The organism is Nocardia otitidiscaviarum, assembly GCF_007362295.1.
GTDB classification, from domain to species: domain Bacteria; phylum Actinomycetota; class Actinomycetes; order Mycobacteriales; family Mycobacteriaceae; genus Nocardia; species Nocardia otitidiscaviarum.
The window spans coordinates 6,893,803-6,909,164 of the sequence record NZ_CP041695.1 but is presented as its reverse complement, the minus strand read 5'-3'; the positions used below and the strand labels follow the sequence as shown (position 1 = coordinate 6,909,164).

General features: G+C 70.1%; 14 protein-coding genes. 5 read left to right on the top strand and 9 right to left on the bottom strand.

Annotated features, from left to right (window positions below; all coding sequences use genetic code 11):
• Window positions 1-91: 91 nt before the first annotated feature.
• The 3 genes from FOH10_RS31030 to FOH10_RS31020 all read right to left on the bottom strand — a co-directional run bounded on the left by FOH10_RS31030 (window position 92) and on the right by FOH10_RS31020 (window position 3,285).
• Entirely contained in the window at window positions 92-1,303 is a 1,212-nt protein-coding gene (locus FOH10_RS31030; protein ID WP_244961449.1) for an LCP family protein, read from the bottom strand.
• A 331-nt stretch (window positions 1,304-1,634) separates the two neighbouring features.
• Complete coding sequence (locus tag FOH10_RS31025) at window positions 1,635-2,423, bottom strand: CPBP family intramembrane glutamic endopeptidase (protein ID WP_143983330.1); 789 nt, start codon at window positions 2,421-2,423, stop codon at window positions 1,635-1,637.
• 76 nt (window positions 2,424-2,499) lie between these two features.
• Window positions 2,500-3,285, bottom strand: a complete 786-nt coding sequence (locus FOH10_RS31020) for a DUF2470 domain-containing protein (protein ID WP_029930471.1) — start codon at window positions 3,283-3,285, stop codon at window positions 2,500-2,502.
• A 105-nt stretch (window positions 3,286-3,390) separates the two neighbouring features.
• On the opposite strand from FOH10_RS31020, the gene FOH10_RS31015 reads away from it, so the two are divergent.
• The 3 genes from FOH10_RS31015 (at window position 3,391) to FOH10_RS31005 (ending at window position 5,589) form a co-directional block, all read left to right on the top strand.
• Complete coding sequence (locus tag FOH10_RS31015) at window positions 3,391-3,825, top strand: hypothetical protein (protein WP_143983329.1); 435 nt, start codon at window positions 3,391-3,393, stop codon at window positions 3,823-3,825.
• A gap of 187 nt (window positions 3,826-4,012) precedes the next feature.
• On the top strand, window positions 4,013-4,930 hold the full coding sequence (pheA, locus tag FOH10_RS31010) for a prephenate dehydratase (RefSeq protein ID WP_143983328.1): 918 nt from the start codon (window positions 4,013-4,015) through the stop codon (window positions 4,928-4,930).
• Window positions 4,927-5,589, top strand: a complete 663-nt coding sequence (locus tag FOH10_RS31005) for a histidine phosphatase family protein (protein WP_143983327.1) — start codon at window positions 4,927-4,929, stop codon at window positions 5,587-5,589. Before pheA ends, FOH10_RS31005 begins: the two co-directional genes overlap by 4 nt.
• A gap of 319 nt (window positions 5,590-5,908) precedes the next feature.
• Here the strand turns inward: FOH10_RS31005 and FOH10_RS31000 are convergent, their stop codons facing one another.
• The 6 genes from FOH10_RS31000 to FOH10_RS30975 all read right to left on the bottom strand — a co-directional run bounded on the left by FOH10_RS31000 (window position 5,909) and on the right by FOH10_RS30975 (window position 11,815).
• On the bottom strand, window positions 5,909-6,736 hold the full coding sequence (locus FOH10_RS31000) for an ESX secretion-associated protein EspG (RefSeq protein WP_186000635.1): 828 nt from the start codon (window positions 6,734-6,736) through the stop codon (window positions 5,909-5,911).
• Entirely contained in the window at window positions 6,733-7,920 is a 1,188-nt protein-coding gene (locus FOH10_RS30995) for a PPE domain-containing protein (RefSeq protein WP_143983326.1), read from the bottom strand. The genes FOH10_RS31000 and FOH10_RS30995 overlap by 4 nt, the downstream gene beginning before the upstream one ends.
• Window positions 7,921-7,928: 8 nt before the next feature.
• Window positions 7,929-8,240, bottom strand: coding sequence for a PE family protein (locus FOH10_RS30990; protein WP_029930465.1), 312 nt, complete (start codon window positions 8,238-8,240; stop codon window positions 7,929-7,931).
• 112 nt (window positions 8,241-8,352) lie between these two features.
• Window positions 8,353-8,706, bottom strand: coding sequence for a metallopeptidase family protein (locus FOH10_RS30985; RefSeq protein WP_029930464.1), 354 nt, complete (start codon window positions 8,704-8,706; stop codon window positions 8,353-8,355).
• 11 nt (window positions 8,707-8,717) lie between these two features.
• The gene (locus FOH10_RS30980; RefSeq protein WP_143984423.1) at window positions 8,718-9,755 is read right to left on the bottom strand and encodes a septum formation family protein; all 1,038 of its coding nucleotides are present in this window, start codon (window positions 9,753-9,755) and stop codon (window positions 8,718-8,720) included.
• Window positions 9,756-10,222: 467 nt separating this feature from the next.
• Complete coding sequence (locus tag FOH10_RS30975) at window positions 10,223-11,815, bottom strand: GMC family oxidoreductase (RefSeq protein WP_143983325.1); 1,593 nt, start codon at window positions 11,813-11,815, stop codon at window positions 10,223-10,225.
• 315 nt (window positions 11,816-12,130) lie between these two features.
• On the opposite strand from FOH10_RS30975, the gene serS reads away from it, so the two are divergent.
• Window positions 12,131-13,393 (top strand): serine--tRNA ligase, encoded by a 1,263-nt coding sequence (gene serS, locus FOH10_RS30970; protein ID WP_143983324.1) that lies wholly within the window; start codon window positions 12,131-12,133, stop codon window positions 13,391-13,393.
• A gap of 174 nt (window positions 13,394-13,567) precedes the next feature.
• Window positions 13,568-15,349 (top strand): putative bifunctional diguanylate cyclase/phosphodiesterase, encoded by a 1,782-nt coding sequence (locus tag FOH10_RS30965; RefSeq protein WP_228807443.1) that lies wholly within the window; start codon window positions 13,568-13,570, stop codon window positions 15,347-15,349.
• Window positions 15,350-15,362 lie beyond the last annotated feature (13 nt).

Below are 15,362 nucleotides of genomic sequence, written 5' to 3'. Positions count from 1 at the left end.
GACATTAACCCTGGTCACAGCGCGTGTCATCCAAGTGCAGCCTTATTGAGGACGGCCTTATTGAGGCAAGTATTGCCTCACCAAGGATGCCCTAAATGCCCGGTGTCAGCAGCTCGTCGGGAATCGGCTCGTCGGCCGCCAAAGCCTCGAAGAACTGCGACGCTTTCGTTTTGTCCCAGAGCAGCACGTTGCCGCTCGCGGTATCGGTGAAGCCGCCGATCGGCACCGTGGTGGCTACCGGATCGTCGCGCAGCGCCCAGCCCAGACGTGCTACATCCCACACATGCGCACCCTGATCGACCCGCAGGGACTTCGTCGTATCCCGCAGTAGCGGCCACGCTCGGAACGGATTGACGAGAGTGCTTGTCGCGGTGGCCTTCTTCAGCAGTGCCGCCATGAACATCCGCTGATTGTTCATGCGGTCGAGATCGGCCAGCGCGGTGGCGCGGCTGCGCACGAAACCCAGTGCCTGCGCACCGTTCAGCCGCTGGCATCCGGCGGGCAGGTCGATTCCGGCCAGCGGATCGTCGATGGGATTCGGCAGGCACATGTCGATACCGCCGACCGCGTCTACCACGTCGGCGAAGCCGCCGAATCCGATCTGCGCGTAATGGTCGATGTGCAGGCCGGTCGCGATTTCCACGGTCTGCGTGAGCAATTGCGCGCCGCCGAAGGAGAACGCGGCATTGAGCTTGTCCCGGCCGTAGCCCGGAATGCTCACGTACGAATCGCGCGGCAGGCTCACCAGGGTCGGCCGACCGGACCGTGGCATGTGCACCAGGATGATGGTGTCGGTGCGCTCCGAACCGACCTCGCCGCCGGTCGCCAACTCCTGTTCGCGCTCGGGGGTCAGCCCGGCGCGGCTGTCGGAACCGACCAGCAGCCAATTCGTCCCGGGCGTGTCGCCCACCCGATCGTCGTAATCGGTGATGGCGTCGATGCGGACCAGATTGTTCTCCACATAGAACGCCGCCGCGATGGGGAGGCTCACCAGGAGCACGAGCAGCGCCAGCAGCCAGCGACCCCAATGCCGCTTGCGTTTCGGCCGCGGCCCGCGCGGTGGTCGGGCACCGCGACCGCGGGTGGCGCGCGGTGGCGACGCGGGCGGTGGCGGGGACGCCGCACGATGGGGGACCGGGCGCTGGGTCGGCGCATGGGTGGGCGCACCCGCGTCGGGGGCGCGCCGCGACTGCCGCGGCGGGGGCTGTTTCGGCGGCGGTACCTCGGACTTCGGCGGCGGTACCTGGGACCACGCCAGCGCGGGTTCGGGCTCGTTGCGCGGCATGCGGCGGGTGCGGTTCACGGCGGGGCCGCCGGGTGGTTCGCGCCGGTCCTCAGGCCGCGGTCCACGCGGTGCCTGCCGTCGTGCCGGTTGTTGCGGCGGTGGCTGTTGCCGTGCCGGTTGTTGTCGCGCCGGCTGTTGCCGTGGCGGTTGTCGCCGCGGTGCCGGACTGCCCCAGCGGGCCTCGCCGGGGTGGGGTTGCCGCGGATATGCCGGAGATTCGCCTGCCCTGCGCGGCGGCGACTCGCGGCGCATCCGTGCATCGTGCCGAGGGTCGTCGCCGTTCATCACTTGAGACTGTACTTATTCACGCTCGAAAGCGGTTCATCTCGATGTGGTCACGTCGATGTGGTCACGGCAGCCAGGAGACGTGTCCGCGCAGGAAGGTGTAGCCGATGTAGGCCACCGTGTCGATCAGCGCGTGCGCCAGCAGCAGCGGCCACAGCCGTCCGGTCCGCTGCCAGTAGCGGCCGAAGATCACACCCATCACCAGATTCCCGACGCCGCCGCCCAGACCCTGATACAGGTGATAGCTGCCCCGAAGCAGCGCCGAGGCCAGCAGCGACCGGTTCTCCGACCAGCCCAGCGCACGCAATCGCGTGATCAGATAGGCGACCACGAGAATCTCCTCGGCCGCCGAATTCGCCCACGCCGACAGCACCAGCACCGGCAGCCGCCACCAATGCTCCAGCGAACTCGGCACGATGGTCACGCTCACCCCGAGCGCGTGCGCCACCAGATACAGCGCCAGCCCGGGGATTCCGATCACCGCCGCCAGTACCAGTCCCGGCACGATGTCGGCGCGCCAGCGCACGCGCAGCAGGCCGAGGGCGCGCGGCCCGATTCCGCTGCGCCACAGCAGATACAGGCCCAGTGCCGCCCAGCCCAGCAGCCGTGCCACGCTCAACAGCTGGAACAGCAGGTCGATCAGCGACTGCGCGGCGCGCGGCGCGTTCAAGGCCACCGTCTGGCCCCCGACCCCACCCGGGGACAGCGCGCTCTCCAGCAGTGACAGCGCCGCGCTCGCTCCGCTCAGCCCGAAGGTGATGACCAGGACGACGGCGATCTCGAGCCGTATCGCCCGCTGCTCCCGATCGGAGGCGGGCGCCGGCCACAGGGGTGCGGATGCGGCGGGAACCATGGGGCAAATCTATGCGCGCGACGGCGCGCGGCGTCGGCCGACAGCCGCCGCGTATGCGGTGACCAGGTGCGGAGCGCTAGTCGATGGTCCGCCGCAGCCGTGCGGCCGAGGAGCGCATGGCGCAGCCCGCGAGCGCGCGCACGGCTCGGCTGAGCGCGTCGACGTCGTCGGCGGGATGGTCGAAGGGCAGGCGGACATCGTGGTCGCGGTCGACGGCCTCGATGCGCAGCGTGATGCCGTAGCGGTCGATGGCGAGCGGGTGGATGTGCCCGCGGCGCAGGTGGGCGGGGATGCGGCGGGCCAGCTGCGCGATGACGTCGGCGTGGTCGGCCTGCATGTGCTGCAGCCAGGCCGCCTCCATACCGCAGAAGGGATCGGGCCGGGCGGCGCGCAGTCCGTCGCGGCACACCGATTCGGCCCCGGTGGTGTCGGCGACCACGGCGGAGTCGACCACCAGGCGCAGCAGGGTGGTGGTGTGGCCGACGTCGAGCAGGTTGGGGTGCGGATGGTCCTCGGCGACATGGGTGGCCAGGGCGCGCTGGGCGTGGGCGGGCACGGCGCGCACCCAGCCGCGCAGCCAGACCAGTGCGCGCACCGGTTCGCGCAGCACCAGGGGTGCGTGGTCGGTGAGTTCGAGGACGGCGGGGGAGCCGGTGGTCCCGGAGTTGGCGGTGAGCATGGCGGCCGTGGAGGTCATGGGTACGGCGATGACGGCATCCCCGCACTGCCGGAGCAGATGCACCGCGGTGGGGATGGGGTCCAGGCCGGGCAGGGCCAGCATGGCCTGTTCGGCATGGGCGCAGGCGCTGTGCACACGTTCGGCGGTATTGGGGGCGACAGCGGCCGGTGCCGGGTGGGGCATACACACCTCCAGGATGAATTAGGTAAACCTAAGCTAAGTGACGTAGGTCGCCAACGCAAGCGGGAACGTGCTTCCGACGGCGTGGCGGCCGCTACCGTGAGTCGGGTGTCGCACGATTCGCCCGCACCCGAGCCGATCCCGCTCACCCTGTCGGTGCCACCCCGCCCCGAACGCGGTCTGACCGACGATCTGGTGCGGCCTGTCGGCCCCGTGCATCCCGAGATCGAGGTGGTGGATCTGACGGCCTCCGATGCGGCCGTCGCCGAATTCCTGGTGCGCGTCGCCCACTCCGACTCCGGATTCGTGGCCCGCACCGACTCCGGCGAGCGCGCGGTCGGCATCATCGCGGCAACCGTCGCCGCGCTCATGGGCGAGGACATCCACAGCGCGCTGGCGAACCCCGACATCGACTTCCTGACCGGCCTGAAACCGCCCGCCGTGGCGGCGCTGCGCGAGGTGCTGCTCGCCATCGAAACCGGAAACCAGGACGCCGTGACCGCGGCGCTCACCGTACTGACCGGCGACGCTCCGACCGCTTGACCACGGACGGCCGCCGCCGGTGCCGCGAATCCAGTCCGCAGTACCCGCGCGGAACGGCCGCGCCGGGACGCCGCCTTCCCATTCCCGGGGACGGTGGCCCGCCGGTCCGCTGATGCGGGCGGGTGATCCGTCGGCCTCGACCGGCAATCGGTGAAGTGCGGACGCGCACGCAAGTAATCTCGTTATCGTGCCGCGTATCGCCTACTTCGGGCCGTCGGGAACCTTCACCGAGATGGCCCTCGCGAAACTCGAGTCCGCCGGAGCCTTCGACGGACCGGTCGAGCGTGTCGCCGCGTCCAGTCAGGGGGCGGCCATCGAACTCGTCCGGGCCGGGGACGTGGTGGCCGCGGTGGTGCCCATCGAGAGTTCCGTGGAGGGTTCGATCGCGCCCACGCTGGACGCCCTCGCGGTCGGACCGCGCCTGCAGATCATCGCCGAGACCGAACTCGACGTGGCCTTCACCATTCTGGGCCGCCCGGGCATCGAGTTGGCGCAGGTGCGCACCGTCGCGGCCTATCCGGTGGCGGCGGCACAGGTGCGGATGTGGCTGGCGCACCGGATGCCGGACGCACGGCCCTACACCTCCGCCTCCAATGCGGCGGCCGCCGAGGATGTGGCGAACGGGCACGCCGACGCGGCCGTGTCCACCGCCTTGGCGGGGGAGCGGCTCGGCCTGGCGGTGCTCGCCGACGGCGTGGCCGACCACGATCAGGCCGTCACCCGCTTCGTGCTGGTGAGCCGCCCACAGGCCGCGCCGCGCCGGACCGGCGCGGACCGCACCTCCATCGTGCTGGAACTGGCCAACAAGCCGGGTTCGCTCATGCGCGCGTTCGCCGAATTCGCCACGCGGGGCATCGACCTCACGCGCATCGAATCCCGGCCCACCCGTACCGGTATGGGCACCTACCGTTTCTACCTGGACTGCGTCGGACATATCGACGACACCGCGGTCGCCGAGGCGCTCAAGGCGCTGCACCGTACCGCCGCTCGGATCCGCTACCTCGGTTCCTGGCCCGCGACCTCGGCGACCGGCGCACCGCCGCCGCCGGACGAACCCGCGGCGGCCTGGCTTGCCGATCTGAAGAAGGGGGTGGCGGACCTGTGACGGGCAAACTCATCCTGGTGCGGCACGGGGAGACCGAGGGCAATGTCGCCAAGATCCTCGACACCAAGGTGCCGGGCCTACCGCTCACCGAACGCGGTGTGGCGCAGGCGAAAACATTCGGTTCCACACTGACGGTGCCGCCGCGGCGGCTGTTCTCCTCGGAAGCGTTGCGCGCCCGCCAGACCGGCGGCTACATCGAGGAGGCGACCGGCGTCGGCCTCGAGGTGCTGGCCGATCTGCAGGAGGTGCAGCTCGGTGAGCTGGAGGGCTCGAATTCGACTGCCGCGCACCTGATCTTCCAGGGCATCTACCACAAATGGCATGCCGGGGACCTGTCCGCCCGCGTCCCCGGCGGCGAATCCGGCCACGACGTGCTCTCCCGCTACGTCCCCACCCTGGAACAGCTGCGCGCGGAATACCTCACGAGTGCCGATTCCACCGATATCGTGGTGGTCAGCCACGGCGCCGCCATGCGCCTGGTCTCCCGCGAACTCACGGGAATCCCAAGGCTTTTCGCGGCCAACAATCACCTCGACAACACCGAGACCATCGAACTGCTGCCCACCCCCGACGGCGGCTGGACCTGCACCCGCTGGGGCCGCTACACCCCGCCCTTCGGCGAGAATACTTCCCCGACCGGCGACGACCCGATGGGCTGACCGGCGCACCGAATCGGAGTATTAGCCGCGCCGATCGACGCACCGACCTCCAGACGGCCCGGGGCACCGCCCCATGCCCAACCGGCGGTCGGCTGCGGCGTCGCAACGGCGCGGAACACGATCGCGGGCACGCGACACGCCAGGATCTGGAAAGCGTGGCAGCTCGTCCACGATCCATCCACTGCGGTGCCGACGGCGGGAGTGGTATGTCGTGTTCTCGGCACGGCCTCCGGCGCGGATGCGGGTCGGTACCGTCGCACCACGCCGGTCCCGTTGACTGCTGCGCGGGTGTACTTCGGCAGGGTCGTCGCCCTGCCGTTCACGGGGCAGCGGTGGGCCGGAACTCCTGGCGCAGTGGCAGATCCGCCATGAGGTGCTGTAGCGCGGCGCGGAAGCGGGCCGGGGTGCCGGTGCTGAGGGCGGTCCACCGGACGCCGTCGTCGGCCGGGCTGGTGGTGGCGAGGAAGCGGCCGTGCCGGGTGTTGAAGACGGCCATGTGGTCGGGGGCGATATCGCGGGTGCCGTCGCCGTGGACGACCGCGACGATCTCGGCGTACGAGTGCACCTGCACCAGCGCCGCGGCCAGGGTGGCGGCGTCGCGAGGTGGATCACCCACGCGGGCAAGGCGTTCGGCCGTGGCGGCGGCGTCGCCGGTGTCGTCGAAGATGGGGACCAGATCCGCGGTGGGCGCGTTCATCCCCGCCAGTTCCAGCGGCTCGGCGGGGCCGAGGGCGACCATGACGGTGCCGGGCAGATCGTGTCCCGCCTGGTCGAGGACGTAGGAGTCGGGGCCGCGCAGGGCGATCACCTCGATATCGTCGCCCTTGGCGAGGCACAGACGATGGATCGACGCACCCACGTACCAGCGGGCCGCCACCTCCCAGTGCGGCCGGTTCAGCACTCGAAGCCGTTCGGCCAGTTCGGGATGCACCTCGTCATCGACGAGCAGGTCGCGGTCGGCCAGACCGGCGGCGGCCGCCGCCATGGCGCGGTCGTGCGCGGCGGCGGTGTCGTAGCGGCCCACGGCGTCCAGCACCACCGGCATGTCGTCGAGCGCCAAGGTCTCCAGCAGGCACTGCATCTCGTCCAGCGACAGGGTGACCGCCCCCAGCAGGGACGGTCCGCGGCCCGCGCCGAGCACGGTCACTCGGCGGGCTCCGGCGTGGCTCCGATAACGGCGGGCGCGATGACCCGGCCGTCGGCGAAGTGGTCGGCCGAGCGGCCGTAACCGCTGCCCTCCCGGGCCTGCTCCTCGTCGTCGCGGGCCTGACCGCCCAGCAGCGGACTGCCGGCGGTATTCGAACGCACCGGCGCGGCGGCCTCCGCGCGGGCGGCGGCCGTCTCGCCGCCGGGCGCGGCAGCCGTCGGCGCGCCCGCGCCGAATCCGCCGCTCGCGCCCCAGCCCTCCGGTACGCGCAGGCTGCCCGCGCCATTGCCGATGCTCACGGTGCCGCCGCCCCCGCCGAAGGACACCGCGTGCGTCGCCGCGGCCATACCGCCGATGCCGACCGCCGCGGCGGCGCCGCCCCCGGCCGTCACCGGCATCGAACTCACACCGTTCCCGGACTGCAGCGCGGTGCCCACGGCGGACATCGCCGTGCCCGCCACATTGCCCGCCGTGCTCACGCCGGTGGTCGCCACACTTCCGGCGAACTGCGCGGCCTGCGAGACCGCGCTCATCACCCCGGGATTGTTGGCGAGCGCGGCCGCCGCGGCCAGCGCCGTCTGCACCGGATTGCCGCTGTCGCCGAACGACTGCGCGGCGGCGGCCGGATCGGCCGACCCCGCGCCCATGGCGATGGGCGGCGGCATCAGGAATTCACCGGGCGTGGTGACGATGGCGGTGGTGGCGGCCTCGTAGGTCTCCATGACCAGCGCGGCCCGGATGTCCAGGGCCAGTTTGGCGGCCTCGGCGGCCTGCGCGCTGCCGTTGAGCGCACCGCCGGTGGAGTGGGCGGCGATCCGCGCGGCCTCCACGGCCGCGATCTCCGGCAGGCTCGGCATGGCGATGGACGCCACGGTGTACGCGGTGGCGTTGGCGGCGGTCTTGGCGGCAAGGGTCGCGGCCATCACGCCCTGCTGTTCGGCCCACACCGTGAATCCGCCCAGCCGTCCCAGCACATTGAGTCCGTTGATGCCCTGCAATCCGACGCCGATCTCGGCCATCACGCGGGCCACGGTGGTGGTGGCGTCCACCCAGGCGGCGGTGATGGCGCTCCACGAGGTGGAGGCGGCGGCGATCGGAATGGCGTGCGCGCCCGCGTTGAGCGTGACCGAGTTGACCTCGGCCATGCGCGGCAGCCAGAACACTCCGGTGATACCCAGCGTCATCGGTCCCCCTACACCGGTATCGAGGCTATGCCGACCGCGCGGATGGCGTCCTGCGCGAGGTACTGGGCCAGTTGCGCGCGTAGCGTCGCGGCGGCGTGGTGCAGTTCCAGCACACCCTGCGCGATCGCCCGGTCATGGCTCAGCGCGGCGTGGTTGAAGTGTCCGGCCGCCAGCAGCGACACCTCTTCGGTGCCGGACGGCAGGACGTGGGTGGTCGGTCCGGCCGCCGTGGCGACCGCCGCCAGCCGCTCGGCCAGCAGATCGAGTTCGGCGGCTGCCGCGAGAACGACCTCCGGCTGCACCAGGACGTGGCCAACCATGCTCGAGCGCTCCTTCCGCCAGCTGCCCCCGGAGACCCGACGGCCCCCTACGAGAGATTGGACGCACCGCGGGCGCTATCGGTTCCAGCAAATCTGGAGCACACCTACGGCGTCAGCCCCATCCCAGCTGATGAAGGCGGTCGTCGTCAATCCCGAAATAGTGCGCTATCTCGTGAATCACTGTGATCGCCACCTCCTCCACCACCTCTTCTTCGGTGTGGCACATGTCCAGGATGGCCTCGCGGTAGATGGTGATGGTGTCCGGCAATGCGCCGCCGTAGTGGCTGAAGTCCCGATCGGTGAGGGCTATCCCGTGGTACAGCCCGAGCAGATGCGGATCCTCGGCGCTGCGGGGTTCGATGAGAATCACCACATTGTCGATGGCCTTGGCCAGTTCGGGCGGAATCAGGTCGAGGGCGTCGCCGACGAGCTCCTCGAAGCGGTCGTCGGACATGGTCACCGGCATGCGCTACCCGATCACCGCGGCGGCGGCAGGTTCGGCGGGGCCGCGCCGGGCAGCGGCGGCGGGGTGTAGCGGCCGTTGTTCGGCGGCGGCACGGGGGCCTGTCCGTCGATTAGGATGTCGCCGCGCGCCGAACCGGTGATGGCCGCGAAACCCTGATCCGAGCCCTTGCCGAGCATGCAGTTGAGGCTGCGGCTGCCGGCCAGCCAGCTGCGTGTGTCGAGGAAGTCCCAGAACAGCGTGAGGGTCTTGTTGCGCAGCGCTTCGGGGGAGCCGAGGTACGCGGTGGAGTCGGTGGCGCACCGCTCCTCCATGTACTTGTCCTGATCCTCCGCGGCCGGGGGACCGTCGGTGAAGTGGGCGCCGAGGTCGACGGTGGAGACGATCTCGAAGGCGTGCGGCTGCGTGCAGTCCACCTGATCGGTGGGCAGATTCCGGTTGATGCCGACGCAGGCGCCGACCTCGTAGACCTTGGACTGATCGCGTTCACGGATGCTGCCGGTGGTGGCGTACGCGGCCGAGCCTGTGCTCGACGCGACCTGCAGCCCACAGCGCAGGGTGCGTTCACCCGCCGTCCAGCCCGGTTCGCCGGGATTGATCAGGCCGACCACGAACTTGCCGCGCGGATCGAACTTGCCGCCGAGATAGCGCTGCGCGGCGCTGACACAGTGCTCGTCGCGCAGTTCGGTGAAGCGCAGCGAATCCGGGAAGCGGGATCCGGCCCCGAATTCGCGTCCCGGGTACTTGCTCAGGTCGATGTCCGCGGTCACCTCGAACAGGTGCTTGCTGCCGCAATCCACTTTCTGCAGGTCGCTGGCGTCGGCCTTGCTCCAGGTCAGGCAGTCGCCGGTCTTGGCGGTCCCGAAGGCCGCGCCCGCCACCGCCCCGGTCGGCTGCGGCCCGGACGGGCTGTGCGCCTCCACCTTCCCGTGGTCGAACCCGCTGACGAACAGCGTCACCAGCGCGGCCACCATCGCCCCGACCGCGACCGCCAGCAGCCCCCACCGCAGCGTCGGCGCGGACAGCGGTCCCCGGTCGACGACAGCGCGCATCGGGCCGAGCACCTTGTCGCGGGCGCTCGGCTTCCTGCGCACGGGCGGCGCGGGCCGCTTGGGTTCCGGGGGTACGTATGCGGGCATCGCGCTCCATCATGGCAGCGCCGACCCACCCTTCGCCACGTGCTGTGCTGTGCCGCCTCTCCGGGACTGTGCCGCCTCTCCGGGACTTCAGCGCGCGGCTGAGTGCCGTCGACCGTCGTGCACGCGTGCCAGCGGTCGGGCGCCGAGCCGATTCTGGGCGTACCCGGGGAGTTACCCGCGCCATGCGAGATCAGTTGTCACGGTTGGTGAGGTGTGAGCAGTGTCTTGTTCCGAGATGCGTTTTCCGAGATGCGCGATCCGCGAACCTCTGCTCGATTGCCGAGCCCGATTTCAGGCACCCCCGGGGTGCCCGCGCGGTGAGGTCGGTCGTCACGCCCGGATGAGCGCTGGGCAGCGCGCGCAACCGACCGGTGGGTGCGCTATCGCGTGATCAGGTCGGCCGCTTTCTCTCCGATGAGGACCGCTGGGGCGTGGGTGTGGCCGCGGATGATGATCGGCATGACGGAGGTGTCGGCGATGCGGAGGCCCTGGAGGCCGCGGACGCGGAGTTCGGGGTCGACGACGCCGGTGTCGTCGGTGCTCATGCGGCAGGTGCCGACCGGGTGGTAGAGGGTGTGGGAGTGGTCCTCGAGGCAGCGGCGCAGGATCTCGTCGGTGGGGGTGTCGGCGGGGACGTCGGGTTGCATGAGGTCCCCGATGTGCTGTTTCAGCGCGGGCATGTGCGCGAGGTCGACGCACGTGCGCAGTCCGGCGAGCAGGGCGGCGCGGTCGAGCCCCTCGGGATCGGTGCAGTAGCGGGGATCGATGCGGGGTGCGGTGAACGGGTCGGTGGAGCCGAGGGTGATGGTTCCGCTGCTGGCGGGCCGCAGCAGGATCGCGCCGAGGGTGATGGCGTGCCCGACGGGTTCGAGCAGGCCCTCCCCGACATAGGGGGCGGGACCGAAGATGAGTTCCAGGTCGGGCAGCTCGAGTTCGTCGCGGCTGCGCACGAAGCCGTACGCCTCGCCCACATTGGAGGTGAGCATTCCGCGCCGCCGCAGCAGATAGTTCACCAGCTCCGGAATGCGTTCGGCGGTGAACAGACTCCCCGCGCGGGTGCGGTAGACGATGGGCGCGACCAGATGGTCCCGCAGATTCCGTCCCACCTCGGGGCTGTGGTGCACCACCGGAATCCCCAAGCCGGACAGCTGTTCCCGATCGCCCACCCCCGACAGCATGAGCAGCTGCGGGGTGTTGATCGCGCCGCCGCTCAGGATCACCTCACGCCGCGCGTGCAGCCGATGCGTCCGCCCGTCGCGCCGGTATTCGACGCCGACGGCCCGCTCGCCCTCGAACAGGATGCGGGTGACGTGCGCGTCGGTGCGCACCTCGAGGCCGCGCCGCCGCCGCAGCGCGGGCCGCAGGTAGGCGTCGGCGGTGCTCCACCGCGCACCCCGCTTCTGTGTCACCATGGTTTCGGAGAACCCTTGTGGCACAGCGGCATTGGCGCGCTCGACGGCGTACCCCGCCTCGGTCGCGGCTATTAGGAAGTCGCGGGTGAGCGGGCGCGGGCTGCGCTGCCTGGAGATGTGCAGCGGCCCGTCGCCGCCTTCCTCGTCGCCGCTCGCGCCCTCCACGTGCTCCATGCGCCGGAAGTACGGCAGCACCTCCTGGAACGACCAGGCGGGCCCGGCCGCGCGCGCCCAGTCGTCGTAGTCGGCGGCGAACCCGCGCACCCACATCATGGCGTTCATGGCGGAGGAGCCGCCGAGCATCTTGCCGCGCGGCCAGTAGACCCGCCGCCCGCCGAGCGCGGTCTGCGGCTCGGTGCGGTAGTTCCAGTCGTTGACCCCTTGAAACAGTTTGGAGAATCCGGCCGGAATCCGAATGAACTTGTCCTTGTCGGCCGACCCCGCCTCCAACACCACCACCCCGACCCCGTCCCGCTCACTCAACCGCGCCGCCACCGCGGCCCCCGCCGACCCGGCTCCAACAACAATGAAATCCACAGTGTCCTGCACGGATTCGGGCATGGGGTGACTCCTCGGGAACGCAGTGCCGACAGTTCGCGCCACCCACTATGCGGGACACCGACAAACGCGACACTCGATTTCGCAAGGCTCGGGGTAACTCCCCGGGTACGCCCAGAATCGGTTCGGCACCCGACCGGCGGCACGCGTGCACGGGGACGACGGCACTCAGCCGCGCGCTGAAGTTCCGGGGAGGCGGCACAGCTCGGCATTTGATCGGCGGCACGCGTGCACGACGGTCGACGGCACCCAACCGCGCGCCGAAGTCCCGGGGAGGCGGCGCAGCATCAGGTGGACCCCGCCCTTTACGCTCTACCTATGATCGACCTTCGATTCCTGCGGGAGAATCCCGATGTCGTCCGCGCCTCGCAGCGGGCGCGCGGTGAGGACCCGGCCCTGGTGGATGCCCTGCTGGCGGCCGACGCGGCCCGGCGTGCCGCCGTCGCCGCCGCGGACGGTCTGCGCGCCGAGCAGAAGGCGCTGGGCAAGAAGGTCGGCAAGGCGTCCCCGGACGAGCGTCCCGCGCTGCTGGCGCACGGGCAGGAGCTCTCGGCGAAGGTGAAGGAGGCGGAGGCGGCCGAGCACGCCGCCGACGCCGAACTCGAGGCCGCGCAGCGGGCACTGTCGAATGTGGTGCAGGAGGGCGCGCCCGCGGGCGGCGAGGACGACTACATCGTGCTCGACACCATCGGCACCCCGCGCGAGTTCGATTTCGAGGTGAAAGACCACCTGGCACTCGGCGAGGCGCTGGGCCTGATCGACATGGAGCGCGGCGCGAAGGTGTCGGGTGCGCGCTTCTACTTCCTCACCGGCTACGGCGCCCTGTTGCAGCTCGGCCTGCTCCAGCTGGCCGCGCAGCGGGCCACCGCCAACGGTTTCAGCATGATGATCCCGCCGGTGCTGGTGCGCCCGGAGGTCATGCAGGGCACCGGTTTCCTGGGCCAGCACGCCGCCGAGGTCTACCACCTCGAGGAGGACGACCTGTACCTGGTCGGCACCTCGGAGGTGCCGCTCGCCGGGTACCACCAGGGCGAGATCCTGGATCTGAGCGCGGGCCCGAAGCGCTACGCGGGATGGTCGTCGTGCTTCCGCCGGGAGGCGGGCAGCTACGGCAAGGACACCCGCGGCATCATCCGCGTGCACCAGTTCGACAAGGTGGAGATGTTCGTCTACGCCAAGCCGGAGGACGCCGACGCCGAGCACAAGCGGCTGCTGGCCTGGGAACAGGAAATGCTGGCCGCCATCGAGGTGCCGTATCGCGTGATCGATGTGGCGGCCGGTGATCTGGGCAGCTCGGCCGCGCGCAAATACGACTGCGAGGCGTGGGTGCCGAGCCAGGGCACCTATCGCGAACTCACCTCGACCTCGAATTGCACCACATTCCAGGCGCGGCGGCTGAATGTGCGTTATCGCGACGAGAACAACAAGCCGCAGATCGCCGCCACGTTGAACGGCACCCTGGCGACCACGCGCTGGATCGTCGCGATTCTGGAGAATCATCAGCAGGCCGATGGTTCGGTCCGGGTGCCCGCCGCGCTGGTCCCGTTCGTCGGAACCGAGGTGCTGACGCCGTCGCGCTGATTCGCCGAACCCGCACGGTAACCACCGGTTCGCGCATCCGCGTGTCGATTCGGCCGGTTGTGTCTACTACAGGTCACGACTGTGTCTAGGCTATGCATCGTGCGAGGAATCGGGTCTCGCGGCGATACCCGAACGCGGGTGCGGACCGCATCGGCGCTGGCGACAGCGATGGTCATGGCTCGGACCACCGGGGCGTTCTACGTCATGGGCGGGGTCCTGGGTCTGATGATCACTGCCATCGCTCCCGGTGATGAGGGCAATCGGCCGCTGGTGGGCAGTGCGGCGTTCATGGCGCTGCTGCTCGGAATCAGTCTGCTCATCTGGGGTCCGCGGATGCCGCATTCCGCGCATCACGTGTATGTGGGTGTGGCGACGGTGCTGGTGACCATTGCGGTGCACTGGTTTCCGAATACCGTCGGCGCGATCACCTTGGCGGCGTTCTATGTTTTCGTCGCCTGCGATGCCGCCATATTCTTCAGCTGGCGCTGGCTGGCCGCACATCTGACTTTCGCGGTGGTGGCCTGCCTGTGGGTGGTGCCCTCGCGCGGGTTGCCCTGGTGGTCCGGATTCATTCCGGCGGGTATCACGGTGGGTGTCGGCATCGTGGTCGGCATTCTCACCCGGATGGCCGCGGACGCGGATATCGATGTGCTGACGGGTCTGCTGAATCGGCGCGGATTCGACCGCGCCCTGAATGTGGCCATCGCGCAGGCGGGTAGGACCGGTCAGGGGCTGGCGCTGGTGCTGGTGGATCTCGACCGCTTCCAGAAGATCAACGACCATCTCGGGCATCGCGCCGGCGACGCCGTACTGCAACGCGTGGGCGATACCTGGTCCAAGCTGCTGGCCCCCGATCAGCGGTTGGCCCGCTACGGCGGTGACGCGTTCGCGCTGCTGCTGCCGAACACCACCGAGCAGGCCGCGATCCTGCTCACCGAGCAGCTGCGCGCGGCGGTGACCACCGGCTGTTCGGCGGGCGTCACCTCCTGGCAGCCGGGCGAATCCGGGTCGCTGCTGGTGAGCCGCGCGGATGTGGGCCTGTACCGGGCCAAGCAGGCGGGCCGCAATCGCACGGTGCTGGAATCGTCGCGGCAGCTGCCGCTGGCGGTGGAGCTGCGCGAGGCCATCGACCGCGGCGCGCTGGACGTGCAGTACCAGCCGATCGTCACCCTGGGCGAGGGCGGCGCGAAAGCCGTTGGCGTGGAAGCGCTGCTGCGCTGGTCGTCGCATGCGCAGCCGGAGGTCACCACCGAGGGCCTGATCCGGGTGGCGGAGGAGTACGACCTCATCTCCGATCTGGACGAGCTGGTGCTGCGCCGGGCGTGCGCGGACGCGGCGCGGCTACAGGAGACGTTCGCGCAGCTGGACCTGACGCTGAACGTGAATGTGAGCGGCCTGGAACTGGCGCAGGGCGAGTACGCGGAGCGGGTGTCCGGGATTCTCGCCGACACCGGCTGGCCCGCCGATCAATTGGTGCTCGAGGTGACCGAGAGCGAATTGGCGGCGGAATCCGAGACGGCCATCGCGAATCTGCACGCGCTGCGTGAGCGCGGGGTGCGGATCGCCATCGATGATTTCGGCACCGGCTATTCGTCGCTGAGTCGCCTGGCCACACTGCCCAGCGACATTCTCAAGGTGGACCAGTCCTTCGTGGCCGCCATTCGCTCCGATTCCCCCGCGCCGCCGCTGCTGGGTGTGATCGCGGCGCTGAGCAAATCGCTGGATCTGCAGGTGATCGCCGAGGGTGTGGAGACCGAATATCAGGCGGCGGTGCTGACCGAACTCGGTTTCGCGCTGGCGCAGGGGTATCACTACAGCGATTCGCAGCCGGTGGCCGAGCTGATCAATGATCTGAACGAGCGCAGCGGGCTGGTGGGCGCGGGCGTGGAGCCCGGCAACGGCTGGGTTCCGGTGGATAATCCGCTTGACGAGGGCGTGGGTGGCGGGCAACGCTGAGCACATGCGTTTG